21 protein-coding genes are annotated in these 25488 nt (G+C 70.9%); 14 read left to right on the forward strand and 7 right to left on the reverse strand.

Going from position 1 to position 25488, the window contains the following annotated elements; genetic code table 11:
- Window positions 1–227: 227 nt before the first annotated feature.
- From QSK39_RS47975 to QSK39_RS47990, 4 genes are read left to right on the forward strand one after another with little or no spacing between them, the layout of a single operon-like run.
- Window positions 228–1322, forward strand: a complete 1095-nt coding sequence (locus QSK39_RS47975) for a Gfo/Idh/MocA family protein (RefSeq protein WP_285484529.1) — start codon at window positions 228–230, stop codon at window positions 1320–1322.
- Window positions 1319–2239, forward strand: a complete 921-nt coding sequence (locus QSK39_RS47980; RefSeq protein WP_285484530.1) for a DUF6807 domain-containing protein — start codon at window positions 1319–1321, stop codon at window positions 2237–2239. The genes QSK39_RS47975 and QSK39_RS47980 overlap by 4 nt, the downstream gene beginning before the upstream one ends.
- Window positions 2236–2985, forward strand: a complete 750-nt coding sequence (locus QSK39_RS47985) for a cupin domain-containing protein (RefSeq protein ID WP_285484531.1) — start codon at window positions 2236–2238, stop codon at window positions 2983–2985. The genes QSK39_RS47980 and QSK39_RS47985 overlap by 4 nt, the downstream gene beginning before the upstream one ends.
- On the forward strand, window positions 2982–4124 hold the full coding sequence (locus QSK39_RS47990) for a Gfo/Idh/MocA family protein (protein WP_285484532.1): 1143 nt from the start codon (window positions 2982–2984) through the stop codon (window positions 4122–4124). The genes QSK39_RS47985 and QSK39_RS47990 overlap by 4 nt, the downstream gene beginning before the upstream one ends.
- Before the next feature lie 30 nt (window positions 4125–4154).
- Here the strand turns inward: QSK39_RS47990 and QSK39_RS47995 are convergent, their stop codons facing one another.
- Window positions 4155–5363 (reverse strand): PQQ-dependent sugar dehydrogenase, encoded by a 1209-nt coding sequence (locus QSK39_RS47995; RefSeq protein ID WP_285484533.1) that lies wholly within the window; start codon window positions 5361–5363, stop codon window positions 4155–4157.
- 64 nt (window positions 5364–5427) lie between these two features.
- Between QSK39_RS47995 and QSK39_RS48000 the strand changes: the two genes are divergently transcribed.
- Together QSK39_RS48000 and QSK39_RS48005 are read left to right on the forward strand one after the other, a co-directional pair.
- Window positions 5428–6336: an NAD(P)-dependent oxidoreductase gene (locus QSK39_RS48000; protein WP_285484534.1), complete on the forward strand. Its 909-nt coding sequence runs from the start codon at window positions 5428–5430 to the stop codon at window positions 6334–6336.
- 51 nt (window positions 6337–6387) lie between these two features.
- Entirely contained in the window at window positions 6388–6963 is a 576-nt protein-coding gene (locus QSK39_RS48005; RefSeq protein ID WP_285484535.1) for a DoxX family protein, read from the forward strand.
- Between the two features lie 92 nt (window positions 6964–7055).
- On the opposite strand, the gene ilvD is transcribed toward QSK39_RS48005, so the two are convergent.
- A complete protein-coding gene (gene ilvD / locus QSK39_RS48010; RefSeq protein ID WP_285484536.1) occupies window positions 7056–8900 on the reverse strand; it encodes a dihydroxy-acid dehydratase in 1845 nt (614 codons plus the stop codon).
- Window positions 8901–8947: 47 nt separating this feature from the next.
- Complete coding sequence (locus QSK39_RS48015) at window positions 8948–9478, reverse strand: PH domain-containing protein (RefSeq protein WP_502873386.1); 531 nt, start codon at window positions 9476–9478, stop codon at window positions 8948–8950.
- 266 nt (window positions 9479–9744) lie between these two features.
- Here QSK39_RS48015 and QSK39_RS48020 point away from each other — a divergent pair, with 266 nt between their 5' ends.
- The 4 genes from QSK39_RS48020 to QSK39_RS48035 all read left to right on the forward strand — a co-directional run bounded on the left by QSK39_RS48020 (window position 9745) and on the right by QSK39_RS48035 (window position 13545).
- Window positions 9745–11637 (forward strand): acetolactate synthase large subunit, encoded by a 1893-nt coding sequence (locus QSK39_RS48020; RefSeq protein WP_285484538.1) that lies wholly within the window; start codon window positions 9745–9747, stop codon window positions 11635–11637.
- A 1-nt stretch (window position 11638) separates the two neighbouring features.
- On the forward strand, window positions 11639–12145 hold the full coding sequence (gene ilvN, locus QSK39_RS48025; RefSeq protein ID WP_003080760.1) for an acetolactate synthase small subunit: 507 nt from the start codon (window positions 11639–11641) through the stop codon (window positions 12143–12145).
- 35 nt (window positions 12146–12180) lie between these two features.
- Window positions 12181–13194 (forward strand): ketol-acid reductoisomerase, encoded by a 1014-nt coding sequence (gene ilvC, locus QSK39_RS48030; RefSeq protein ID WP_013223583.1) that lies wholly within the window; start codon window positions 12181–12183, stop codon window positions 13192–13194.
- A gap of 84 nt (window positions 13195–13278) precedes the next feature.
- On the forward strand, window positions 13279–13545 hold the full coding sequence (locus QSK39_RS48035) for a DUF397 domain-containing protein (RefSeq protein WP_285484539.1): 267 nt from the start codon (window positions 13279–13281) through the stop codon (window positions 13543–13545).
- On the opposite strand, the gene QSK39_RS48040 is transcribed toward QSK39_RS48035, so the two are convergent.
- The 4 genes from QSK39_RS48040 to QSK39_RS48055 all read right to left on the reverse strand — a co-directional run bounded on the left by QSK39_RS48040 (window position 13542) and on the right by QSK39_RS48055 (window position 17790).
- Entirely contained in the window at window positions 13542–14405 is an 864-nt protein-coding gene (locus QSK39_RS48040; RefSeq protein ID WP_285484540.1) for a nuclear transport factor 2 family protein, read from the reverse strand. The genes QSK39_RS48035 and QSK39_RS48040 overlap by 4 nt on opposite strands.
- 70 nt (window positions 14406–14475) lie before the next feature.
- Window positions 14476–15804, reverse strand: a complete 1329-nt coding sequence (locus QSK39_RS48045; RefSeq protein WP_285484541.1) for an ankyrin repeat domain-containing protein — start codon at window positions 15802–15804, stop codon at window positions 14476–14478.
- A 277-nt stretch (window positions 15805–16081) separates the two neighbouring features.
- Window positions 16082–16894 (reverse strand): TIGR03620 family F420-dependent LLM class oxidoreductase, encoded by an 813-nt coding sequence (locus QSK39_RS48050; protein WP_285484542.1) that lies wholly within the window; start codon window positions 16892–16894, stop codon window positions 16082–16084.
- A complete protein-coding gene (locus QSK39_RS48055; protein WP_285484543.1) occupies window positions 16891–17790 on the reverse strand; it encodes a TIGR03620 family F420-dependent LLM class oxidoreductase in 900 nt (299 codons plus the stop codon). The genes QSK39_RS48050 and QSK39_RS48055 overlap by 4 nt, the downstream gene beginning before the upstream one ends.
- Window positions 17791–17877: 87 nt before the next feature.
- Between QSK39_RS48055 and QSK39_RS48060 the strand changes: the two genes are divergently transcribed.
- The 4 genes from QSK39_RS48060 (at window position 17878) to QSK39_RS48075 (ending at window position 25273) form a co-directional block, all read left to right on the forward strand.
- Window positions 17878–18441 (forward strand): TetR/AcrR family transcriptional regulator, encoded by a 564-nt coding sequence (locus QSK39_RS48060; protein WP_285484544.1) that lies wholly within the window; start codon window positions 17878–17880, stop codon window positions 18439–18441.
- 125 nt (window positions 18442–18566) lie between these two features.
- Window positions 18567–20165, forward strand: a complete 1599-nt coding sequence (gene serA / locus QSK39_RS48065; RefSeq protein WP_285484545.1) for a phosphoglycerate dehydrogenase — start codon at window positions 18567–18569, stop codon at window positions 20163–20165.
- A gap of 457 nt (window positions 20166–20622) precedes the next feature.
- The gene (locus QSK39_RS48070; protein WP_285484546.1) at window positions 20623–24003 is read left to right on the forward strand and encodes a S8 family serine peptidase; all 3381 of its coding nucleotides are present in this window, start codon (window positions 20623–20625) and stop codon (window positions 24001–24003) included.
- Between the two features lie 229 nt (window positions 24004–24232).
- Window positions 24233–25273 (forward strand): 3-isopropylmalate dehydrogenase, encoded by a 1041-nt coding sequence (locus QSK39_RS48075; protein ID WP_285484547.1) that lies wholly within the window; start codon window positions 24233–24235, stop codon window positions 25271–25273.
- Window positions 25274–25488: the final 215 nt, after the last annotated feature.

A 25488-nucleotide genomic window follows, 5' to 3' on the forward strand; every position in this document is an offset into this window, starting at 1 on the left:
GCTTTCTGAGACGGTCGAAAGGGCGAGCCGCAGAAGGCTGTGGGCGACCGGCGGGAGGCGTCGGCGAGGTCGCCGAAGGGCTGCGTGGCGGCGGGAATGCCGCGGCGAAGGCTACGCGGCAAGAGGAATGCGGCGGCGAAGGAGTCGCGCGGGCATGCGACGTGCCGAGGGAATCGTGAGAGGCGTCCGCTGAAACAGCGTCGAGGTTGGTGAGGAGGGAGGCCGGGTTGGCTCGGGGAAAGCGTTTGCGGGTTGCCGTCGTCGGGGCCGGGGCTATTGCCGACAGTCACCGGGCTGCCTATCTGGCTCACCGCGACGATGTCGATCTCGTGGCCGCCGCCGACGTCGATGAAAGCCGGGCTCTCGCCTTCTGCGCGACCACCGAGCACGCCAAGCCCTACCCGGACCTCGACTCCCTGCTCGCCGAGCAGGAACCTGATCTCGTCTCGATCTGCACTCCGCCGGGTCTGCACGTAGGACAAACCAAAGCTGTCCTCGAGAGTGGTGCTTGGGTCTGGTGTGAGAAGCCGCCTTGTCGTTCTTTGGCCGAATACGACGACATGGCCTCCGCCGAACTTGATGGGGGCCCCTATGTCTCCTTCGTCTACCAGCAGCGGTCCGGTTCCGCCGTCGCCCGCTTTCGGGAACTGCTCGCCAAGGGCGAACTCGGGCGTCCGCTTGTCGCGCATTGTCAGACCACCTGGTACCGCGATGCCGGCTACTACGCGGTCCCGTGGCGTGGGCGTTGGGCGACCGAAGGCGGTGGGCCCGCCATGGGGCACGGCATCCACCAGATGGATCTGCTGCTCCACCTGCTCGCCGACGAGGACAGCGAAGACGGCGAGTGGGCCGAAGTCCAGGCGATGACCGCGCGGCTCGTGCACGATGTCGAGACCGAGGATGTCTCCACTGCGCTCGTCCGGTTCGGGTCCGGGGCGTTGGCCACCGTCGTCAACAGTGTCCTTTCGCCCGACGAAGTGAGCCGGATCCGCGTCGACCTCGAGCGTGCCACCGTCGAGCTCACGCACCTCTACGGCCACGTTGCCGAAAATTGGCAATACACCCCTGCGCCGAACTGCAGCAGGCCGGAGACCGAATCGGCCGAGGATGTCGGCAGCTCGCATGCCGCTGCGTTGGCGCCCGTTCTGGACGCCTATCGGGCCGGGCGGCGGCCGCCGTGCAGTGGGCGGGATGGGCGGCGGGTGCTGGAGTTCGTCGCCTCTCTCTACAAGGCCGCCTTCACCGGGCAAACCGTGCGTCGTGGGGAGATCGGGCCCGGGGATCCCTTCTACCTGGGCATGGCCGGGGTGAGCGCGGGATGAGCGGCGCGATCACCGTCACCCACCGGCACGGCGACCGCGTGATCGTCGAGGCCGGCGGGGTCCCGCTCATGTCCTATGTGTACAAGCCCGACCCCGTCGCCTACGAGTCGCGCAAGCCCTACACCCACCCGTTGCGCACCCTTCGTGGCCGGCGCGTCAGCGGGTACCGGCCTGCCGACCACCGGTGGCACAAGGGCCTGCAGATGACCTCGAGCCACCTGTCCGGCCAGAACTTCTGGGGCGGCCACACCTACGTCCCCGGCCACTGGTACCAGGACCTGCCCGATCGCATCGGCTCGATGCGCCACGACGGGTTCGCCGGCTTCACCGTCGGCGGTGACCGGCTGACCTTCACCGAACGGCTCACCTGGGTGGCCCACCGCGGCGACGAGTGGGCGCGCGAGCGGCGGGACATCGTCGTCCACTCCGTCGAACCCGGCGAGGGCGCCTGGGCGATCGACTGGGGCATCGAGCTGACCAACGTCCGCGACGTGCCGCTCGTGTTCGGCAGCCCGACCACCGCCGGCCGCGAGCAGGCCGGGTACACCGGCCTGCACTGGCGGGGTCCGCGGGACTTCAGCGGCGGCCGGGTCTTCGGGCCCGGTGGTCTCGGCGGCGACGACATGATGGGCGCGCAGGCGCCGTGGCTGGCTTTTGTCGGCGAACACGACGACGTCGACGCGCACTCGACGCTCGTCTTCGCGCATTCGCCGGAAAACGACCACGCGATCCACGAGTCGCACTGGTTCGTCCGGAGCAAGGAGACGCCCATGGTGGCCTTCTCGTGGGCGTTTTTCGAAGAATTCGCTCTCCCGCCGGGGGAGAGCTTCACGTACCGCTACCGGGTTGTCGTCGCGGATGGCGCGTGGGACCGCGATCAGGTGACCGGATACCTCGACAGGCACGGATGGTCATGAACGAATTCCCGCTACCGGGTGGCATCGGCGTTTCGCACCTGCGCGCCTATGATTGGGAAGCCGAGGACGGCGTCTGCGGTGGCAGCCCGCACCTGCACCTCGCCTGCACCGAGGCCTACGTCGTCACGGCCGGGCGCGGCGCCGTCCAGACGTTGAGCACCGGCGGGTACGCGGAGACGCCGCTCGAACCCGGCGTGATCGCGTGGTTCGCGCCGGGGACCGTGCACCGGATGGTGCAGGGTGGCGGCCTGCGCGTCACCGTCCTCATGCAGAACAGCGGGCTGCCCGAAGCGGGTGACGCCGTGTTCACTTTTCCGCCCGGCGTGCTCGCGGACGCGGAGGCCTACGCCGAGGCCGCCGCGTTGCCGAAAAACGACCAGGCCGCGAAAAGGCGTCGTGACCTGGCGATTCGCGGATATCTGCCGCTGCGTGAAGCGCTGCTGGACGGCGATGCGGAGCCGCTGAGGTCTTTCCACCGGGCGGCCGTCGCGCTCGTCTTGCCGAAAATCGGAGACTGGGTACCGCGCTGGCAGGCCGGGGCACTGAAGGCCGCCGAACTGACCGGCGCGCACCTCAAGGCCCTCGCCGACGCCGACGGGAGTCACCTCGACCAGGCGGGCGTCCGGGTCGCGACGCCGTCGAACCCCGACGGCTACGGCATGTGCGGGCGTCGCGCGGAATACGACATCCCGGGTGTCACCTCGCCGTCCGGCGGGGACGCCCTCGACCAGGAAGGCCGGCGATGAACCAGACCGCCATCGGAGTGCTGCTCAACGGGGTCACCGGCCGGATGGGCTACCGGCAGCACCTGCTCCGGTCGGTGCTGGCCATCCGCGAGCAGGGCGGGGTCGAGCTGCCCGACGGCACCCGTGTGCAGCTCGAGCCGATCCTCGCCGGGCGCAACGCGGCGAAGCTGAAGGAACTCGCCGATCGGCACGGGCTGACCGCGTGGACGACCGACGTCGGCTCGGCGCTGGACGACGCGACGATCTACTTCGACGCGCAGCTGACGTCCGCGCGCGAGCCGTCGGTGCGGGCGGCGATCGCCGCGGGCAAGCACGTCTACGCCGAGAAGCCGCTGGCCGAGACGCTGCCGTCGGCGCTGGAGCTGGCCGGGCTCGCGCGGGACGCCGGGATTTGTCACGGCGTCGTCCACGACAAGCTGTTCCTGCCCGGGCTGCGGAAGCTGCGGCGGCTGATCGACGGCGGGTTCTTCGGACGGATCCTGTCGGTGCGCGGCGAGTTCGGCTACTGGGTCTTCGAGGGCGACTGGCAGGACGCGCAGCGGCCGAGCTGGAACTACCGCGCCGAGGACGGCGGCGGGATCGTGCTCGACATGTTCTGCCACTGGAACTACGTCCTGGAGAACCTCTTCGGCGCGGTTCGCGCGGTGACGGCGAAGGCGGTCACGCACATCCCGCGCCGCTGGGACGAGCAGGGCGAGGCGTACGCGGCGACGGCCGACGACGCCGCGTACGGCATCTTCGAACTCGAGTCGGGGGTGATCGCGCAGATCAACTCGTCGTGGTCCACGCGGGTCTTCCGGGACGAACTGGTCGAGTTCCAGGTCGACGGCACCGAGGGCAGCGCCGTCGCCGGCCTGCGGCGCTGCCGCGTCCAGCACCGCTCGGCGACGCCGAAGCCCGTCTGGAACCCGGACCTGCCCGCCACCGAGCCCTTCCGCGAGCAGTGGCAGGAGGTGCCGGACAACGCCGAGTTCGACAACGGCTTCAAGGCGCAGTGGGAGGAGTTCGTCCGGGACGTGGTCGCCGGGCGGCAACACCGCTACGACTTCTTCTCGGCCGCGCGCGGCCTGCAGCTCGCCGAGGCCGGGTTGGCGTCTTCGGCGGAGGGACGGCGGGTGGAGCTGAAGCCGCTGAGCTGAGATCGGCCGGGAGCCGGCGAAGCCGGGACGTCAGTCCTTGCCGTTGCCGCCGCCGGAGGTCGCCGGGGTGATCAGGACGACGCGGTCGTCGCTCGAGACCGGGGTGCCGCCGTCCTTGTTGACCGTGCCGGCCACCGCGAGCTGCGGGTTGATCATGCTCATCCCGGCGAGCCGCCCGAACGTCTCCGGCGGCTTGCCGGTCTTGCCGTCCAGAGAGATCTGCGGCTTCCCGGTCACCGCGCCCTCCTTCGACACCGGGACGTTCTGCAGGTTGGCGGCCACGGAAGCCGCCACCTCGACGAAGCCGCTCGAGTCGACGAAGTCCGCGCAGCCGGAGACCCCCGGCTTGTCCGGCCACGTCCACGCGGGCGTCGTCAGCGGCTGCCCGGCCTGCACCCGGTAGAGGGTGTCCTTGTCGGCGAGCCGGTCGGTGACCCAGACGCGGCCGCCGTCGGCGGAGGCGCACAGCCCGCCCGGCGCGTGCAGCCCGGCCGCCACGGCCAGCGCGCCGTTCGGGTTGCCCGCCGCGGCCTTGCCGGACGTGTCGATCCGCAGCACCTTCCCGGCCAGGGAGTTCGGGTCGGCGGCGGCGTTCGGGTCGCCCGCGTCGCCGGTGGCGACGAGCAGCGCGCCGCGGTTGTCGGTGCTGATCGTGCCGCGGTTGCCGGTCGCGCCCTTCGGGATCCCGGTGAGCACCGGCTTGGCCGCCTGCCCCTTGGCGAAGCGCACGACGCGGTTGTCCGTCGCCGTGGTCACGTAGGCGAACACGAGCTGGTCCTCGACGTACGACGGCGACAGCGCGAGGCCCGTCAGGCCGCCGTCACCGGCCGCCTGGACGTCGAGCTTCGCGAAGTCGGTGGCGTCCTTGCCCGCTGTCGCCAGCAGGACGCGGCCGCTCTTGCGCTCGCCGGCCAGCGCGCTCGGCGTCGAGCCGTCACCCGGCAGGCCGGCCACCGCGGCGACGGTGTCCAGGCAGGTCGCGATCACCGCCGGGTCGAAGTCCTTGCAGCCCTGCGGCGGCGGCACGGGCGTGGGCGACTGGCCGGGCTGCGCCGGGCGGCCGTCGCCGCCGGAGTCCGCGCCGGGGCCCTGGACCTCGGGCGGTGACTCGGGGCTGGGCACGGGCGCGGGGCTGAAGGTCTGGCCCGCCGCGGTGTCGTCGAACCGCGCGCACCCGGCGGGCAGCAGGACGCCGCAGGCCAGGATCGCCAGCAGGGCCGACCGGTACCGGGTTCGCATGATTCACCAGCCTAGGGCCCGGCACGTGAACCATGGGTTAGTACTCCTCGATACGTTGGGGATCATGACGCTGACCGTCCTGGTGCCCGACGACGAGGGCCTGACCGTGCTCGCCGAGGTGCCGCGGGTGCTGCCCGTGCGCCACCAGTGGGGCGAGCCGGTGCCGCCCGAGGCCGCGAAGGCCGAGGTGCTCATCCCCGGCAAGCATCCGCCGGGTGAGGACCTGTGGCGCGCGCTGCCGAACCTGAAGCTGATCCAGCTGCTCTCCGCAGGCGCCGAGGACTGGGTCGGCCGGGTGCCCGACGGCGTCCTGCTCTCCACCTGCCGGGGCGCGCACGGCGGGAGCAGCGCCGAGTGGGTCGTCGCCGCGCTGCTGTCGATCTACCGGAAGCTGGACGTCTTCGGCGCGGCGCAGCGCGAAGGCCGGTGGGAGCGGCAGAGCACCGACACGCTGCAGGGCAAGCGCGTGCTCGTCATCGGCGCCGGTGACCTGGGCCGGCACCTGCGGCGGCGGCTCGAGCCGTTCGACGCGCGCTGCACGATGGTCGGGATGACCGCGCGGGAGGGCGTGCACGGCGTGCGGGAGCTGCCGTCACTGCTCGGCCTGCACGACGCCGTCGTGCTGATGGTGCCGCTGACCTCGCGCACCCGCGGGATGGTCGACGCGGAGTTCCTCGCCGAGATGCGGGACGGCGCGGTGCTGGTCAACGTCGCGCGCGGCGCCGTCGTGGACACCGACGCTTTGGTCGCCGAATTGACCACGGGCCGGCTGCGGGCCGCGCTCGACGTCACCGATCCCGAGCCGCCGCCACCCGGGCACCCGCTGTGGACAGCGCCGGGGCTGCTGCTGACGCCGCACGTCGGCGGGGCCGTGCGCGGGGTGCGGGGGCGGTCGTACGCCGTCGCCGCGGCCGAGATCGCGCGGTACGCGGGCGGGGAGCTGCCGGACAACCTCGTGCACGGGGAGTACTAGCGCGCGGCGCGGTCTCTCGCCAGGTCAGCCCGCATCCCCTACTCTTCGCGCGTGAGCAGTGGAGATGATTTCTCGCAGCAGCCGACCAGCCTCCTGTCGGACGTCGAGGACAACGGCCCCGACGACACGCCGCGCCAGGGCGGGCTCGGCCTCGGCCTGCTGATCCTGCGGGTGGCGCTCGGCGTGACCATGGGCGCGCACGGCCTGCAGCACCTGTTCGGCCTGTTCGGCGGGCCCGGCATCGGCGGGTTCGCGCGGATGCTGGAGACGTTCGGCTACCACAAGCAGACGACGCTGCTGTCGTGGATCACCGGGATCGTCGAGCTCGGCGGCGGCGTGCTGGTGGTCGTCGGGCTGTTCACGCCGCTGGCCGCGGCGGGGCTGCTGGGCATCATGGCGAACGCGGTGTACGCGAAGTTCCACGGCGGGTTCTTCGAGGGGCAGGGGCAGGGCTTCGAGTTCGAGCTGCTGCTCGGGGCTTCGGCGCTGAGCCTGCTGTTCACCGGGTCCGGGCCGATTTCGCTGGAGCGGAACACGCCGTGGCGGAAACGGCCGTTGCCGCTGGGGCTGGTGTCGCTGCTGCTGGCCGCCGCGGCTGCCGTCGTGGTCATCGTTTTGACACGGTGAGGCTGGGGACAACCCCGGTTTCCCGGCCCGAAACTGTCGGTGCCTGCCGGTAGCGTTGAAACCGGGGGTCCCCCTCGCGGCCTGAGCCGGACTTACTTGTTCACGTCGCGGACCGCGCCCGTGTCCGCCGACGTCGCCATCCGGGCGTACGCGCGCAGGGCCGCCGTCACCGGGCGCTGGCGCTCCTTCGGCTGCCACGGCCGCTCGGACGCCTCCATCTTCGAGCGCCGCTCCGCCAGGACCTCCGGGTCCACCAGGAGCTCCAGCCGGCGCTCGTGGATGTCCAGGAGGACCCGGTCGCCGTTCTCCACCAGGGCGATCAGGCCGCCGGCCGCCGCCTCCGGGGAGATGTGGCCCACCGAAATGCCCGACGAACCGCCGGAGAAGCGGCCGTCCGTGATCAGGGCGCACTTCTTGCCCAGGCCGGAGCCCTTGAGGAACGCCGTCGGGTGCAGCATCTCCTGCATGCCCGGCCCGCCCGCCGGACCCTCGTAGCGGATCACCAGGACCTCGCCCGGCTGGATCTCCTTCTTGAGGATCGCCGACACGGCCTCCTCCTGGCTCTCCAGCACCCGCGCCGGGCCCTCGAAGTGCCACAGGTCCTCGTCGATGCCCGCCGCCTTGATCACCGCGCCGTTCTCGGCGAGGTTGCCGCGCAGGATCGCCAGGCCGCCGTCCTTCGTGTACGCGTGCTCGACGTCGCGGATGCAGCCCCCGGCCGCGTCCGTGTCCAGCGACGACCAGCGGTTCTCCGTCGAGAACGCCTGCGTCGTGCGGACTCCGCCCGGGGCCGCGTGGAACAGCTCGAGAGCGACCTCGGAAGGCGAATCGGCGCGGATGTCCCAAGCACCGAGCCACGACTCGATGTCCTCGGAGTGCACCGAGCGGACGCCGGTGTTCAGCAGCCCGCCGCGGTACAGCTCGCCGAGGATCGCCGGGATTCCGCCGGCCCGGTGGACGTCCTCCATGTGGTAGTCGGAGTTCGGCGCCACCTTCGACAGGCACGGCACGCGGCGGCCGATCGCGTCGATGTCGGCGATCGTGAAGTCGACCTCGCCCTCCTGGGCGGCGGCGAGGATGTGCAGCACCGTGTTCGTCGAGCCGCCCATCGCCATGTCGAGGGCCATCGCGTTCTCGAATGCCGCCTTCGACGCGATCGAGCGCGGCAGCACCGAGTCGTCGTCGTTTTCGTACCAGCGGCGGCACAGCTCGACGACCGTGCGGCCGGCCTCCTCGAACAGCGCGCGGCGCGCGGCGTGCGTCGCCAGCGTGGAGCCGTTGCCCGGCAGGGACAGGCCCAGCGCCTCGGTGAGGCAGTTCATCGAGTTCGCGGTGAACATGCCGGAGCACGACCCGCACGTCGGGCACGCCGAACGCTCGACGATCGAGAGGCCGTCCTCGTCGACCTCGGGGCTGGCCGACGCGGCGATCGCGGTGATCAGGTCGGTCGGCGCCTGCGCGACGCCGCCCACGACGACGGCCTTGCCGGCCTCCATCGGCCCGCCGGAGACGAACACCACCGGGATGTTGAGCCGCATCGCGGCGTTGAGCATGCCCGGGGTGATCTTGTCGCAGTTGGAGATGCAGACGAGCGCGTCGGCCTGGTGCGCGTTGACCATGTACTCGACCGAGTCGGCGATGATCTCGCGCGAGGGCAGCGAGTAGAGCATGCCGGAGTGGCCCATGGCGATGCCGTCGTCGACGGCGATGGTGTGGAACTCGCGCGCGACGCCGCCGGCTTCCTTGACCGCGCCGGCGACGATCTCGCCGAGGTCCTTGAGGTGCACGTGGCCGGGCACGAACTGGGTGTAGGAGTTGGCGATCGCCACGATCGGCTTGCCGAAGTCGCTGTCGGTCATGCCGGTGGCGCGCCAGAGCGAGCGCGCGCCCGCCGCGTTGCGGCCGTGGGTGGTGGTCCGGGAACGGAGAGGCGGCACGGGAACTCCCAGGTCAAAGCCGAAAAGGTGAAACTGGTAGGACCAATTTACTCGCTCGCGGGAGTGCCGGACGCCCCGGGCTTGACGTCGTCGGCGTCCAGCAGGCCGCTCGGGTCGGCGACGAGACCCTCGCTGACCAGCGAAAGCACCGGCAGGTGCCGGGTCCGCACGGTCGGCAGCGGCACCTTCGTGTCGTCCTTGAGCACCGCCTGCACGCGCGACTTCTTGGTGATCGCCAGTCCCTTGAGCGCCGACCACGGGACGTCGCGGTGGCCGAACATCGTGCGCGTCGCCAGCCCTTCGCGCGTCGCGATCGTGCGGGTCCGGACCACGAACACCGCGAGCGCGATCGGGAAGATGTAGAGCCACTGCAGGTACGGGATCTCGCCGAGCGCGATGGGCGTCACGCAGATCGTCAGGAGGGCGATCGCCATGAACGACGTGCGGGGGATCCGGAAGACGGCCTTCCGGCCTTCGTCCTGCTCTTTTTCGGCCACCCCGAAATGGTGCACCGCCCCGCGGACCGGCCGGGACCCGGGTCGGACGCGGGTGACATGCGCCGCTCGGGTGTCCACGATCTGGACTCGCCATCCCGCAGAGTTGACACCCGATCGGCCTTCGGACTAGCGTCAGCGTCGTGACACCGCTGACCGGCCTCGTACTTCCCAAGCGCGTCGACGCTTAGGGAAGACTTTCCGCTGCGTCGACGCGCGAACCCTCGTGCGACCTTACGGTCGGCGAGGGTTTTTTGTTGCCCACGGGAAGAGATTCCCCGCCCCACCGCACCAAGCGAGCCCCAAAAAAGACCCGAACGAGTGACACCGAGACCCACGAGGCAGAACCGATGACCAGTGCCACGTCGCGCAGCGACGCGAAACCCGGGCCGACGCCCGGAACGCCCGGAGCACGTCCGAAGCCGGCGCCACCGGCGGGAACCCCGGTGCGCGTCACCGGCGCGCAGTCCCTCGTGCGCTCGCTCGAGGCGGTCGGCGCCGAGGTGGTCTTCGGCATTCCGGGCGGCACCATCCTGCCCGCCTACGACCCGCTGCTGGACTCGACGAAGGTCCGCCACATCCTGGTCCGCCACGAGCAGGGCGCCGGGCACGCCGCCACCGGCTACGCGCAGGCCACCGGCAAGGTCGGCGTCTGCATGGCGACCTCCGGTCCGGGCGCGACCAACCTGGTCACCCCGCTGGCCGACGCGAACATGGACTCCGTCCCGGTCGTGGCCATCACCGGGCAGCAGTCCCGGGCGCTGATCGGCACCGACGCGTTCCAGGAAGCCGACATCTGCGGCATCACCATGCCGATCACCAAGCACAACTTCCTCGTCACGGACCCGGCGGACATCCCGCGGACCATCGCCGAGGCGTTCCACCTGGCGTCCACGGGCCGACCCGGCCCGGTGCTGGTGGACATCCCCAAGGACGTGCTGCAGGAGATGACCTCGTTCTCCTGGCCGACCGAGCTGCGGCTGCCGGGTTACCGCCCCACGCTGCGCCCGCACGGCAAGCAGGTCCGCGAAGCCGCGAAGCTCATCGCGAAGTCGCGCCGCCCGGTGCTGTACGTCGGCGGCGGCGTGATCAAGGCGGAGGCCCACGAGCAGCTGAAGCAGCTCGCCGAGCTGACCGGCATCCCCGTCGTCACCACGCTGATGGCGCGCGGCGCGTTCCCCGACTCGCACCCGCAGCACCTCGGCATGCCGGGCATGCACGGCACGGTCGCCGCCGTCGCCGCCATGCAGCGCGCCGACCTGCTGATCGCGCTCGGTGCCCGGTTCGACGACCGCGTCACCGGCCAGCTGTCGTCGTTCGCGCCGGACGCCTCGATCGTGCACGCCGACATCGACCCGGCCGAGATCTCCAAGAACCGCAAGGCCGACGTCCCGATCGTGGGCGACTGCAAGGAGATCATCGGCGAGCTGATCACCGCCGTGCAGACGGAGTTCGACCACGGCGGCAAGCCCGACCTCACCGACTGGTGGACCCAGGCCGACGACTGGCGCAAGACCTACCCGGCCGGCTACGAGTGGCCGGATGACGGTTCGCTGTCGCCGCAGTACGTCATCGAGCGGATCGGCCAGCTCGTCGGCCCCGACGCGGTGTACGCCGCCGGCGTCGGGCAGCACCAGATGTGGGCCGCGCAGTTCGTCAAGTACGAGAACCCGCGCACCTGGATCAACTCCGGCGGCCTCGGCACCATGGGCTACGCGGTGCCCGCGGCGATGGGCGCGCAGTTCGGCGTCCCCGGCACGCAGGTGTGGGCGATCGACGGCGACGGCTGCTTCCAGATGACCAACCAGGAGCTGGCCACCTGCGCCATCGAGGGCGCGCCGATCAAGGTCGCCGTCATCAACAACGGCAACCTGGGCATGGTCCGGCAGTGGCAGAACCTCTTCTACTCGGAGCGGTACTCCAACACCGACCTCGGCACGCACAAGCACCGCATCCCGGACTTCGTGCTGCTGGCCGAGGCCCTGGGCTGCGCCGGCCTGCGCTGCGAGACGAAGGAAGACGTCGACGCCACCATCCGCCGCGCGATGGAGATCAACGACCGCCCCGTCGTGATCGACTTCGTCGTGGGGAAGGATGCCCAGGTGTGGCCGATGGTCGCGGCCGGGACCGGCAACGACGAGATCATGGCGGTCCGGGGCATCCGGCCGCTGTTCGACGACGACGAGGTTTCGGTGGAGACGACCGAGGCTGCCGCGGAAGCCGCTGGGGAAGGTGAGCGCTGAGATGAGCGTCCACACGCTGAGTGTCCTGGTCGAGAACAAGCCGGGTGTGCTCGCGCGCGTCTCGGGCCTGTTCTCCCGGCGCGGTTTCAACATCGAGTCCCTCGCCGTCGGGCCCACGGAGAACCCCGAGGTGTCCCGCATGACGATCGTGGTCGCCGTCGAAGAGCTACCGCTCGAGCAGGTGACCAAACAGCTCAACAAGCTGGTCAACGTGATCAAGATCGTCGAGCTGGAGCAGTCGACCGCCGTGCAGCGCGAACTGCTGCTGGTCAAGGTCCGCGCCGACAACACCGTGCGCAGCCAGGTCCTCGAAACCGTCCAGCTCTTCCGGGCCAAGGTGGTGGACGTCTCTCCGGAGGCACTCACCGTCGAGGCCACCGGGACGTCCGACAAGATCGGTGCGTTGCTCCGGATGCTGGAGCCCTATGGCATCCGCGAACTCGTGCAGTCCGGCATGGTCGCGGTCGGACGCGGTGCGCGTTCGATCACCGCCACCTCACCGCGCTAGAAGCAAGTAAGTCAGGAAAGGAAGCAGTAACCCCCATGGCAGTGGAAATCTTCTACGACGACGACGCCGACCTCTCGATCATCCAGGGGCGCAAGGTCGCTGTCATCGGCTACGGCAGCCAGGGCCACGCCCACTCGCTGAGCCTGCGCGACTCCGGCGTCGACGTCCGCATCGGCCTGCCCGAGGGGTCCAAGTCGCGGGCGAAGGCCGAGGAGCAGGGCCTGCGCGTGCTCACCCCGGCCGAGGCGTCGGCCGAAGCCGACCTGATCATGATCCTGGCTCCGGACACGAAGCAGCGCTTCATCTACGAGCAGGACATCGCGCCGAACCTCAAGGACGGCGACGCGATCTTCTTCGGGCACGGCTTCAACATCCGCTACGACCTGATCAAGCCGCCGGCCAACGTCGACGTCGCCATGGTCGCCCCGAAGGGCCCGGGCCACCTGGTCCGCCGCCAGTTCGTCGACGGCAAGGGCGTCCCGGCGCTCATCGCGGTCGAGCAGGACGCCTCCGGCAACGCCCAGGCGCTCGCCCTTTCCTACGCGGCCGCCATCGGCGGTGCCCGCGCCGGCGTCATCAAGACGACCTTCACCGAGGAGACCGAGACCGACCTCTTCGGCGAGCAGGCCGTGCTCTGCGGTGGCGCGTCCGCGCTGGTGCAGACCGGCTTCGAGGTGCTCACCGAGGCCGGCTACGCCCCGGAGATCGCCTACTTCGAGGTGCTGCACGAGCTGAAGCTGATCGTCGACCTCATGTACGAGGGCGGCATCGCGCGCCAGCGCTACTCGATCTCCGACACCGCCGAGTACGGCGACCTGACCCGCGGCCCGCGCGTCATCTCGCCGGCGGTCAAGGAAGAGATGAAGAAGATCCTCGGCGAGATCCAGGACGGCACGTTCGCCCGCGAATGGGTCGCCGAGGACGAGGCCGGCCGGCCGAACTTCACCAAGCTCGAGGAGCAGGGCAACCAGCACCCGATCGAGGCGACCGGCAAGAAGCTGCGCGACCTGATGTCGTGGGTGGACCGGCCGATCACCGAGACCGCCTGATCTTCTTTCCAGGACGCTGAAGGGGACGCCCGCACCGGGCGTCCCCTTCAGTGCGTTCGGTGGTCGTTTCGCTACGCTGGCCGCATGAGCGATGACAAGGCGCACATCCGGCACCACCTGGACCTCTCGAAGGCGGAGTGGGTCCGGGCCGAGCCGGAGGGCGTCACGCTCGAAGAGGTCGTCGAATACGCGCACATCCCGCACACCGACGGCGTCACCTACACCGCGATGCGGAAGTCGACCGACCCGGAGGGCGTGGTCCTCGTCTTCACCCCTTCCGAATGGGACGCGTTCCTCAAGGGCGTCCGCGACGGCGAGTTCGACCTCCCGGGAGACCTCGCGGAGGCCTAGACCTTCGTCGCCAGCTCGGGAATCGCGCCGAGGTCCCCGGCGATGCCGAGGTGGTCGCCGTAGTCGCGGGACTCGACGACCAGGCCGTCGCGCACGCGCATCGAGAAGATGTTGGCGATCCGCACCGGCTTCCCGCCGTATTCGCCCTGGTAGGCGAACTCGCCGATCAGCACCTCCGGATCGGTGCCGTGGTAGGTGACCAGGTCCGCGACGGCGAAGCCGGGGTTCAGCGCCTTGCCCGCCTGGAAGTGCTCGCGGATGTCGGCGCGCGTGCGCGATGCCGTCGACCCCGGCAGGAACGGGTGCGTCACGTGCGTTTCTTCCGCGTACAGGTCCGGAAGTTCGTCCCAGCGCCCGCCGGCCACGCCGTGCACCAGCTTTTCGAACACCGTGCCCGCGCTCTCCGGCGTGACCGGTGAGAGTTCTCGGGGCGGTGCCTGCTCGTAGGCCTTGACCAGCTGGTCGACGCCGTCGCGGATGACGGCCAGCCGCAGGTAGTCGTGGTAGTCGCGGGAATGGACGATCAGGCCGTCGCGGACGCGCAGCACCTGGATGTTGGCCGTCGTGGTCGTCCGGCCGGTTTCGACGGACTCGGCGTCGTAGTCGTATTCGGCGACGATCACCTCGGGGTCCGTGGTCTCGTGGACGACCACGTTCTTGCGCTTGAGCCGCACCGCGCCGGCGAGGACGCCGGTGAACCGCTCGTGGACGGCGTCGCGGCCGGTCAGGCGCGTCGGCCGCGGCACGGCCTGGGGGTGCTCGACGACGGTGTCTTCGGCGTAGAGCGCGGAAAGCTCGCCGAACCGTCCTTCGCTGATGCCGTCGGACAGGGCGTCGAACACTTCATGGGGTTCGGTCATGGGTCCTCCCAGTGGGCAAAACGGAGTCTGTAGTCCGTCTCCGAAGATACGGACTACAGACTCCGTTTGTCTACAGGGTGCGGAGGAGGTCCCCGGCGGCCGGCTGCTCGCACACGTCGGCCCACTTCTCCGGCGTGCTGTGGAAGATCCCGTCCTGAGCATCGAGGTCGGCGCCGTTCTCGACGAGGACGCGGATCGCGTCCAGGTGCCCGGACTGCGCGGCGAGGTGCAGGGCCGTGACGCCTTCGCCGTGGTTCGGGCCGCCGAAGGTGCCGGCGTGGTTCACGGCGGCGCCGAGGTCGAGGAGCGTGCGGATCGCGGTGACCCGCCCGGTCGCCGCCGCCCAGGCCAAAGCCGTGCCGCGGTAGACGTCGGCGTCCACCTCGGCACCCCGGGCGACGAGCGTGCGGAGGGCTTCGGCGCGGTCGTTGCGGGCCGCCCAGGCCAGGGCTTCGTTCTTGGCCTCGGCGGGGTCGTCCTCCGGGTGCCAGGCCGGGAAACCGCTGTGCGGGCGGTAAAAGCCCCGGTGTGCGCCGGCCGCGGGGTGGCCCGGTCGCAGCAGTTCGTCGAGCAGGCCGGCGTCGCCGAGCCCGGCCGCGACGCGCAGGTTGCCGGGCGCCCGGCTGTGGGGCGCCAGCTTCTCCGCGGCCTCGCGGTGGCCCCAGAACAGCGCGACGACCAGGGGAGTGCCGCCGTCGCCGCGAGCCGAGACGTCGACCGGGGCGCCCGCGTCCAGCAGCATGTCGAGCAGGAGCGGGAGGTTGCTGTAGGCGGCCTGGTGCAGCGGGGTCCAGCCGTGGACGTTGCCGCGGGCCGGATCGGCGCCGTGGTCGAGGAGGACGCGGGTGAGCCGTTCGTCGCAGGTGGCGCCGGCCATGCCGAGGAGGTCGTTGCCGTTGGTGCCGCGCGCGGTGATGAGGCCGGGGAACTCTTCGAGGAGCCTGGCGAGATCCTCGACGTCGCGTGCTTCGACGGCGCGGTAGGCACGGGCGAACGGTTCACCGCTGTCCACAAGGGACTTGATGTGGGTGCGAAGTCCCTGCCAGGAAACGAAACCGTGTTCGCGGGCGACGACCGCGCGGGCGCCGTCCCGGGTGAGCGGCTGGCCCCAGCGCTCGAACGGCTCTCGCGCGCCGGGTGTCTCGTCCTCGGCCGAGGCGAGCAGGCCGAGCGCGCGTTCGGCGTAGTAGTGGACGTCCTGGTGGTACGGGTGCTGCAGGTTCTCGCCGTGTTCCGTGACGCGCCGGACGTACGCCTGGAGTTTCGGCCAGCTCGGGAAGCCGTGGTCGCGGGCGATCCGGAACTGCGCTTCGAAGAGCTTGACGCCCTCGGCGCGCGCGAGGTCCTTCGCGCGCTTGCGGAGCTGGTCCAGGCTGGGTTTGGCGGGCAACGTGCCCATGGTGCCTCCTTCCCTCGACGCCCGTGGTCCGCCGGCACCGGGCAGGAAAGAAGGTGCGGAGCTGGTGGTGCGGTGCTGCGGGGGTGGGCTCGGCCCTTTCCGCGGACGGGACGCGGCCCTCACCGCGTCCCGCCACCCTACCGCTGTGTGAAGGAAGGGTCATCTCGCGTGATTGGAGGGTCGACTCGCGTGATTGAAGGGTCGACACGGCAAAGTGGCTGTGTCGTCGCCGCAATCACGCGTGTCGACTCCCGGATCACGCGTGTCGACCCTCTGGTCACGGGAGGAGGTCGGCTAGGCGGCGGTAGGAGTCCGGTTTGCGGGCCAGGACCTGGACGCAGACGTGGTCGGCGCCCGCGTCGAGGTGGGCTCGGATCCGGTCGGCCGCCGCCTGTTCGCCCGTTGCGACGATGGCGTCGACCAGGCGGTCGCTGCCGCCGTCGGCCAGGTCCTCGTCCGTGAAGCCGAGCCGGCGCAGGTTGGCCTGGTGGTGCGGGGCCTGCCGGACGTACAGCTCCACGTGCTTCCGGGCGACCGCCGGGTCGGCGTCCAGGACCACCGCCTGCTCGACCGCCAGGTACTTGCCCGGCCCGAGCCGTTCCCGGGCCAGTGCCGTGTGCTCCGGCGGGACGAAGTACGGGTGGGCGCCGTCGGCGCGTTCGGCCGCCAGGCCCAGGAGCTTCGGGCCCAGCGCCGCGAGCACCCGCCGCGGCCGCGGCACCGGCTGGGGCAGCCCGGGCAGCTCGGCCGCGTCCATCCCGTCGAGGTACTCGCGCAACGCCGTCAGCGGCCGCGCGCCCGGCCGGTGCCCGCCCAGCCCGGCGATGAACCGGCCCGGGTAGGCCTCGCCCAGCGCGCGGACGGCGCCTTCCGCGGCCAGCGGGGAACGCTGGTCGAACCGCGCGACACCGGTGGCGATCGTCAGCTTCGACGTCGCCGCCAGGAGCAGCGCCGCCTGGGCGAACGCCTCCCGCCCGGCGTATTCGCCGAACCAGATCGCGTCGAAGCCCAGCTCCTCGACCTCGGCGGCCGTCTCGCGCAGGACGCCGACCGGGTCGCCGTCGAAGAACCGCCAGATCCCGACGCTCACCGGAGCACCGCCGGGGCCAGCTCCAGCAGAAGGTCCACAGTGGACTCGAAGGTCGCCGCGGACGGGGTCAGCAGCACGTGGTCCGCGCCCGCGTCGAGGAGTTCGTCCAGGCGCTTCGCGATGGTTCCGGCGTCACCCCACAGGACGAGGTCGTCGACGAACCGGTCGCTCGGGCCGACGATGTCGGCGTCGGTGTAGCCGAGCCGTTTCCAGCCCGCCAGGTAGACCGTGACGGAGTATTCGCGCGACTGCGCCACGCGCCGCCGGACGCTCTCCCGGGCGTCCTCGCGGGTGCCGAGCAGCACGGTCTGCTGCGGGATCAGCAGCTTGTCCGGCCCGAGGATTTCGCGGGCGTACGGGGTGTGCGAGACCGGCTGGGCGAACGGGTGTGCGCCGTCGGCGTGGTCGCGCGACAGCTCCAGCATCTTCGGCCCGACGGCGGCCAGTACGCGCGGAAACGCGACCGGAGAAGGGTTTTCGGCCGCCGCCGCGTCCATTTCGGACAGATACGCGCGCATCCGGTCGATCGGCCGGTACTCCTCGCCGAGCTTGGTGGCCTGGAAAGCGTGCCCGATGCCGACGCCGAGCACGAACCGGCCGGGGTGGGCCCGGGCGAGCGTGGCGCCGCCCTTTTCGGTGGTCACCCCGCGCCGCAGCCAGGTGTTGGCGATGCCGGTGCCGAGCACGACGTCCGGCACCGAAGCGAGCAGGTCGCCGAAGTGGGCGAACACCTCGCGGGTGCCGGGTCCTTCGCCGCTCCAGACCGAGCGGTAGCCGGCGCCGGCGAGCCGGCGGGTGCCCGCGCGCTCGACGTCCGGGGGTGGTTGCAGGGGCGCGCTCGGCAACCAGGCGCCGATCGCGCCGAGCCGGGCACGCGTGTCTTCGACCAGGGTCATCCTCGTTCCCTCCAGTAATGTGAGGCTGCCTCCGGTTAATATACGGAGGCAGCCTCCGATTGGCTACCCGGTAGGGTCGGAAGGGCGATGACCGAAGTCAAGCCGATGCGCGCGGACGCCCGCCGCAACTACGAACGCCTCCTCGAGGAGGCGCAGCGCGCCTTCGCCGAACACGGCGTCGAGGCGTCGCTGGAAGACATCGCGCGCCGCGCCGGGGTCGGCATCGGCACGCTCTACCGGCACTTCCCGACCCGGGAGGCCCTGCTCGAAACCCTGCTGCGCGCCCGGTTCGACGCGCAGGCCGAGCGGGCGCGTGAACTGCTCACCCACTCCGAGCCGCTGACCGCGCTGCAGACCTGGCTGGCCGGGCTCGGCGACGCCACCGGCACGTTCCGCGGCCTGGTGGAGCTCACCGCCGACGCGCTCAGCGACGAATCATCCCGTTTGTACGCGTCGTGCCACGCTATGCGCGAAGCTGGTTCCCATCTGGTGGAACGCGCGAAAAAAGAAGGCGCACTACGCAAGGACGTGACGACTCACGAGCTCCTTCTCTTGCTGCACGCGGCATCCTGGGCGGGTGGCCACCTCCCCGGCCCTGGCGGCATGCAACGCCTCCTGGCGCTTGTTTTCGAGGGATTACGAGTGAGTTAACACCGTGGGAAGCCAGGGGGCGGTCCAGCGGGTTAAACTCCGCCTCGACCGGGGCACAACGACGTGCACAGACCGTTTGTCGACACACAGCGTCCTGGAAGTGACCAGATAGTGGGAGTCGCATCGTGAGCAAGCCCAGCAAACCCGTCGTCCTCATCGCGGAGAAGCTCGCCCCCTCCGTGCTGAGTGTGTTCGGTGACGAGGTGGAGGTCCGGCACGTCGACGGCACGGACCGCTCCGCGCTGCTCGAGGCGGTGAAGAGCGCCGACGCGCTGCTGGTGCGCTCCGCCACCCAGGTCGACGCCGAGGTCCTCGGCGCCACGACGCAGCTCAAGGTCGTCGCCCGCGCCGGCGTCGGGCTGGACAACGTCGAGGTACCCGCCGCCACCGAGCGCGGCGTCCTGGTCGTCAACGCGCCGACGTCCAACATCGTCTCCGCCGCCGAGCACGCCGTCGCCCTGCTGCTGTCGGTCGCGCGGCGGGTCCCGGCCGCCAGCCAGAGCCTGCGCGGCGGCGAGTGGAAGCGCAGCTCGTTCTCGGGTGTGGAGCTGCAGGGCAAGACCGTCGGCGTGGTCGGCCTCGGCAAGATCGGCCAGCTGTTCGCCCAGCGCCTCGCCGCGTTCGACACGCACATCATCGCCTACGACCCCTACGTCTCGGCCGCGCGCGCGGGCCAGCTCGGCATCGAGCTCGTCACCCTCGACGAGCTCCTGTCGCGGGCCGACGCCATCTCCATCCACCTGCCGAAGACGCCCGAGACCAAGGGCCTCATCGACGCCGGGGCGCTGAAGAAGACCAAGCCGGGCGTCATCATCGTGAACGCGGCCCGCGGCGGGCTGATCGTCGAGGAGGACCTGGCCGACGCGCTGCGCTCGGGTCACGTCGGCGGCGCCGGCATCGACGTCTTCGTCACCGAGCCGACCACGTCCAGCCCGCTGTTCGAGCTGGACAACGTCGTCGTGACGCCGCACCTGGGCGCGTCGACGGCCGAGGCGCAGGACCGCGCGGGCACCGACGTCGCGAAGTCCGTGCTGCTGGCGCTGCGCGGCGACTTCGTGCCGGACGCGGTGAACGTCTCCGGCGGCGGCGCGGTGGGAGAGCACGTCCGCCCGTACCTGTCGCTGACGCAGAAGCTCGGCCAGCTGCTCACCGCCCTGAACCCGACGGCGCCGAACTCGGTGACCGTGCAGGTCAAGGGCGAGATCTCCAGCGAGGACACCGGCGTGCTGCAGCTCGCCGCGCTGCGCGGGGTGTTCACCGGCGTGGTCGAGGACCAGGTCACGTTCGTCAACGCGCCGCAGCTGGCGGAGAAGCTGGGCGTGCAGGTCGAGCTGGTGACCGAGTCGGAGAGCCCGAAGTTCCGCAGCCTGGTCACGGTGCGCGCGGTGCACGCCGACGGCGCGGTGCTGACCGTGTCCGGTTCGGTCACCGGCAAGGACGAGGTCGAGAAGCTGGTCGAGGTCAACGGCCGTGGCTTCGACCTGCGTGCCGAGGGCACGGTCCTGCTGGTCGAGTACGGCGACCGCCCGGGCGTGATGGGCCGCGTCGGGACGCTGCTCGGCGAGGCCGGCATCAACATCGAGGCCGCCCAGATCAGCCAGACGACCGACGGCTCCGACGCCGTGATGCTCCTGCGCGTCGACCGCCACATCGACGCGCACCTGCTGGAGCCGATCGGCGCTTCGGTCGGGGCGCACACGATCCGCGCCGTCGACTTCAACTGAGGTAACCGCTTTTCGAAGGCCCTCGCACCGGCCCGGTGCGAGGGCCTTCAGGCGTTTCCGGGGCCCCGGTTCGCGGTCAGCCACTCGGCGTCGTTCCAGCTCACCGGTGAAGGCGATCGCGAGCGCGGCAGCAAGGCGGTGTGCATGTCGCGATCGGAGGTCCACGCGCGCGCTCAGCCGGGTGACCTGGTAGCCGTGGTCCACCAGCCATTCCGTCGTCTCGGTCAGGAGCCGCGACCGTCGGAACAGCGCCACCGGACCGCCGTGCGTATCGGCAATCACATTCGGATAACGGAGTCCTTTGCCTACGTAAGTAGGTGTTTTGGGGCATTAAGTTCTCCCCGCGAGGTTGAACCACGCGCCGTCGAGGGCACGGCGCGGTCGCCGTGCTTCACCGTCGGGGGTGCTAGGAGCGGCAGGCAGGTTCGGGTCCAGACCTCGAGTAAGGGGCCGACTCATGAGCAGATCCCGCTTACCCGCTCGCGTCACGACGGCGGTCTTCGCCGTCGTGCTGGCGGCCGCGTTGGGAGGAGGGCCGGTCGCGAGCGCCGCCACTGTGTCTACTCAAGATGTACCCCTCGCCGACGGGGTGGCGCCCGCGAAGATCGACGGCGCGAAGCTGCAGGGCAAGGTCACGCCGCGCCTGGCCGCCGCACAGGGCCGAGTCACCGCGTTCGTCGAGCTGGCCAAGAAGCCCGCCGTCGACGCGTTCACCGCCGCGCAGCCGCAGGGCAAGGACCAGGCCAAGCGGGCCGCCAAAGCCGCCAAGGCCGACACCTCCGCCGCCGTGGACTCGGTCCTCGGCCAGCTGCGCTCGGCCGACGCCAAGCCGCAGGTCGTCACCCAGACCGCCAACGCCGTCCCCGGCGTGGTCGTCACGGCCGACGCCGCGAAGCTGCGCGAAGTCGCGAAGCGCGCGGACGTCGTTTCGGTGCGCACGGTCGTGCCGAAGACCCGCACCAACGCCAGCGCCGAGCAGCTGACCAACACGCTCGCCGCGTGGCAGCAGACCGGCAAGTTCGGCGACAACGTCCGCGTCGGCGTGATCGACGACGGCATCGACTACACCCACGCCGACTTCGGCGGCCCCGGCACGAAGGCCGCGTACAACGGCGTCGACCGCAGCAAGCCGACCCCGCTCTTCCCGAGCGCCAAGGTCGTCGGCGGCACCGACCTCGTCGGGGACGACTACGACGCCGCGACGCCGGGCAAGACCACCCCGGCCCCGGACCCGAACCCCCTCGCCTGCGGTGAGCACGGCACGCACGTGGCCGGCACCATCGGCGGCTTCGGCGTCACCGCCGACGGCAAGACCTTCAAGGGCGACTACAAGAAGCTCGACGCCAAGAAGGTCGACGCGATGCAGATCGGCCCGGGCACGGCGCCGAAGTCGCTCCTCTACGCCATCAAGGTGTTCGGCTGCGCGGGCTCGACGAACGTCACCTCGCAGGCGCTCGACTGGGCGCTCGACCCGGACGGCGACGGCGACTTCACCGACCACCTCGACATCGTCAACCTGTCCCTGGGCTCCGACTTCGGCGCGCCGGACGACCCGGACTCGCTGTTCGTGCGCAAGCTCGCCGCGAACAACGTCCTGCCGGTGATCTCCGCGGGCAACGGCGGCGACATCAACGACATCGCCGGCTCGCCGGGCAACACCCCGGAGGCGCTCACCGTGGCCAGCACGCGTGACGCGGGCATCCTGCGCGACGCCGCCGAGGCCACCGCGCCGACCGCCGCGAAGGGAACGAAGACCGGGCAGTACAGCCAGAACTACACCGGCTACGACACGCTGAACCTGACCGCGCCGGTCGTCGCGTTGTCCGCGGCGAACAACGCGGGCTGCGCGCCGTACTCCGCCGCGGACAAGGCGAAGGCCGCCGGCAAGTTCGTCTGGCTGGAGTGGGACGACAACGACTCGACCCGCGCCTGCGGTTCGGCGGTCCGGGCGAACAACGCCCAGGCGGCCGGGGCGAAGGGCGCGCTGCTGTCGTCCACTTTGGAGCACTTCAGCGCGGGCATCGCGGGCAACGCCGCGATCCCGATGTTCCAGTTCACCGGCTCCGCGACGAAGACGCTGCGTGCGTCGCTGACCGCGGGCACGCTGCAGATCCGGCTCTACGGCGCCGGGCGCGCCTCGGTCCAGACCTACGACAAGACCATCGTGGACACCCCGAGCTCGTTCACCTCGCGCGGCACCCGCGGCCCGGCGCTCAAGCCGGACGTCGCCGCACCGGGTGACACGATCACCTCGGCGTTCCGCGGCAGCGGCAACGGCCGGACGGTCCTGAGCGGCACGTCGATGGCCGCCCCGCACACCGCGGGCATCACCGCGCTGGTCCGCCAGTCCCACCCGGACTGGTCGGTCGAGGAGGTCAAGGCCTCGGTCATCGACACCGCCGGCCACGACGTCGGCGACGGCGCCGGCCACACCTACGCGCCGCAGCGCGTCGGCAGCGGCCGGATCGACGCCAAGGCGGCGCTGGACAACCAGGTGCTCGCCTACGTCCAGGACGACCCGGGCGCGGTCAGCGTCAGCTTCGGCACGGTCGAGGCCGCCGGGCCGGTGACGCTGTCGAAGACGATCAAGCTGGTCAACAAGGGCGTCACGCCCGCCGAGTACACCGTGGTCTACCAGGCGGTCAACGCGCTGCCGGGTGTCGAGTACACAGTGGACACGCCGACGGTGAAGCTCTCGCCGCGCGGCACCGCCAAGGTGAAGGTGACGCTGAAGATCGCCGACCCGAAGGCCCTGCGCAAGGTCATGGACCCGACCATGCAGGCCACCCAGGCCGGCCTGGCGCGGCAGTTCGTCGCCGACGCCTCCGGGCGTGTCGCCTTCACCCCGAAGAGCGGGGCCAAGGTGCCGCTGCGGGTTTCGGTCTACGCGGCGCCGAAGCCGGTGTCGACGATTTCGACGCCGCAGTCGGTGAAGTTCGCCCCGGACGCCACCCAGGCCGTGCTGAACCTCAGCGGCAAGGGTGTCGACCAGGGCTCCGGCGCGCAGCGGTACCGCTCGCTGATCAGCGTGCTCGAGCTGCAGGCGGAGTCCCCGCAGCTGCCCGAGTGCGACGCGGACGTGGTCACCGACTGCACGGTGAACAAGACCGCGAAGGGCGGCGACCTGCGCTACATCGGGGCGGCTTCCACCGCGCCGCTGGCGAAGGAACAGGGTGAGCCGGAGAACGCGATCCTCGCCTTCGGCCTGTCCACGTGGGGCGACTGGGCGAACATCGGCAGCAACACCTCGCCGTTCGTCGACATCGACACCACCGGCGACGGGACGCCGGACTTCGAGACCTACGTGACCAAGGCGACGTCCACCGACGTCCTGCTGGCCGTCACGGTCGCGCTGACCCCGGGCTTCCCGCAGGTCGACGTCCAGGCCGTCAACGGCCAGCTCGGCGACGTGGACACGAACGTGTTCGACACCAACGTGATCACGCTGCCGGTCTCGCTGGCCGCGCTGGGCATCGACGCGAACGCCGACAGCCACCGCATCAGCTACACGGTCGGGGTGAGCGGTTTCTACGTCGCGCCGGGCACGACGAACGGGCTGATCGACTACGTCGGCACGCCGCTGTCGTTCGACGCGCTCGCGCCGGGCTACTCGGTGCAGGGCGGCGGCGACGCCGCGCTGGGCTACGTCGCGAAGCCGGGAACGGCGCTGGTCGTGAACCGGAACGCGGCCTCGGCCGCGGCGGACGGCGCTCTCGGTTTGTTCGCCATCGAGCACCACAACGCCGCGGGGAACCGGGCGAACGTGGTCAAGGTGGACGCCGCCCAGGGTGCCCGGCCGGGCACCGACCGTCAGCCGATCGGGGCTGGTCACCGCTAGTCCGGGGCAAGATCGATCCATGCAGGAAGCAGGGGCGTTCCCGGCGGGTTCCCGCCGGGGGCGCCCCGCTCCTGTTAACCCGATCGGGTGTCTCACCCTGCGGGAGGATGCGGCATAAGGGTGGTGCGGCTACGGCCGTTTGTCTACGGCCGGTAACCTTCCGGCTGCTGGCGTTTTGTTGCGGTGGGCCATCGGTGCATCCGGTGGCCTCGTCGACGGAGGTGTGTGGATGCGGCTCGCGGTGATCCCAGGAGACGGGATCGGGCCCGAGGTGGTCTCCGAGGCGCTGAAGGTGCTCGGCGAAGTAGTACCGACGGCGGAGATCACGAACTACGACCTCGGCGCCGCGCGGTGGCACGCGACCGGTGAGCTGCTCCCGGAGTCGGTGCTCGGCGAACTCCGCCAGCACGACGCGATCCTGCTGGGCGCGGTCGGCGACCCGACGGTGCCGAGCGGCATCCTCGAGCGCGGCCTGCTGCTGCGGCTGCGGTTCGAAATGGACCACCACGTCAACCTGCGCCCGGCGCGGCTGTACCCGGGCGTCCGGGGGCCGCTGGCCGACGCGGGCGACGTGGACATGGTCGTCGTGCGCGAAGGGACCGAAGGCCCGTACGCGGGCACGGGTGGCCTGATCCGCAAGGACACCGAGCACGAGATCGCGACGGAGGTCAGCACCAACACGGCGTACGGCGTCCGCCGCGTGGTCGCGGACGCGTTCGCCCGCGCCGAGGCCCGCCCGCGCAAGCACCTGACGCTGGTGCACAAGACCAACGTGCTGTCGTTCGCCGGCTCGCTGTGGTCGCGGATCGTCGAAGAGGTCTCGCTGGAGCACCCGGAGGTGACGGTCGCGTACTCCCATGTGGACGCGGCGACCATCCACCTGGTGACCGACCCGTCCCGGTTCGACGTGATCGTGACGGACAACCTGTTCGGCGACATCCTCACCGACCTCGCGGCGGCGGTGACCGGCGGCATCGGCCTCGCGGCGAGCGGCAACCTGGACATGACCCGCCGCAACCCGAGCATGTTCGAGCCGGTGCACGGTTCGGCGCCGGACATCGCGGGCCAGGGCCTGGCCGACCCGACGGCCGCGGTGCTGTCGGTGGCGCTCCTGCTGGACCACCTGGGCCAGAAGGAAGCGGCGCGGCGCATCGAGGCTTCGGTGGCGTTCGACCTGGCCACGCGCGACCAGGCGTCGCCGGGTGCCACGACGGCGATCGGCGACCGGCTGGCGGCGCTGGTGTCGTCCAACGTGCGCACGGCGGGCTGATTTCGTTTCGGAGGAGCCCCGCACCGAATCCGGTGCGGGGCTTTTTCGTGCCTCGAGGCTTTCCCGGATGGTGGGAGCTTGACCCAGGTTGTGGACTTTCGCCGAAACCCTGTGGCATGATGCGACCGTGACCAGCTTCGCGATCATTATCATCGAGCGCGCCGGACGATAGCTCCACAAGAGCCCCCGGCGCGCAACCTCTCGCACCCATGCGG

The sequence above is a fragment of the Amycolatopsis sp. NBRC 101858 genome (assembly GCF_030269325.1).
GTDB lineage: Bacteria > Actinomycetota > Actinomycetes > Mycobacteriales > Pseudonocardiaceae > Amycolatopsis > Amycolatopsis ponsaeliensis.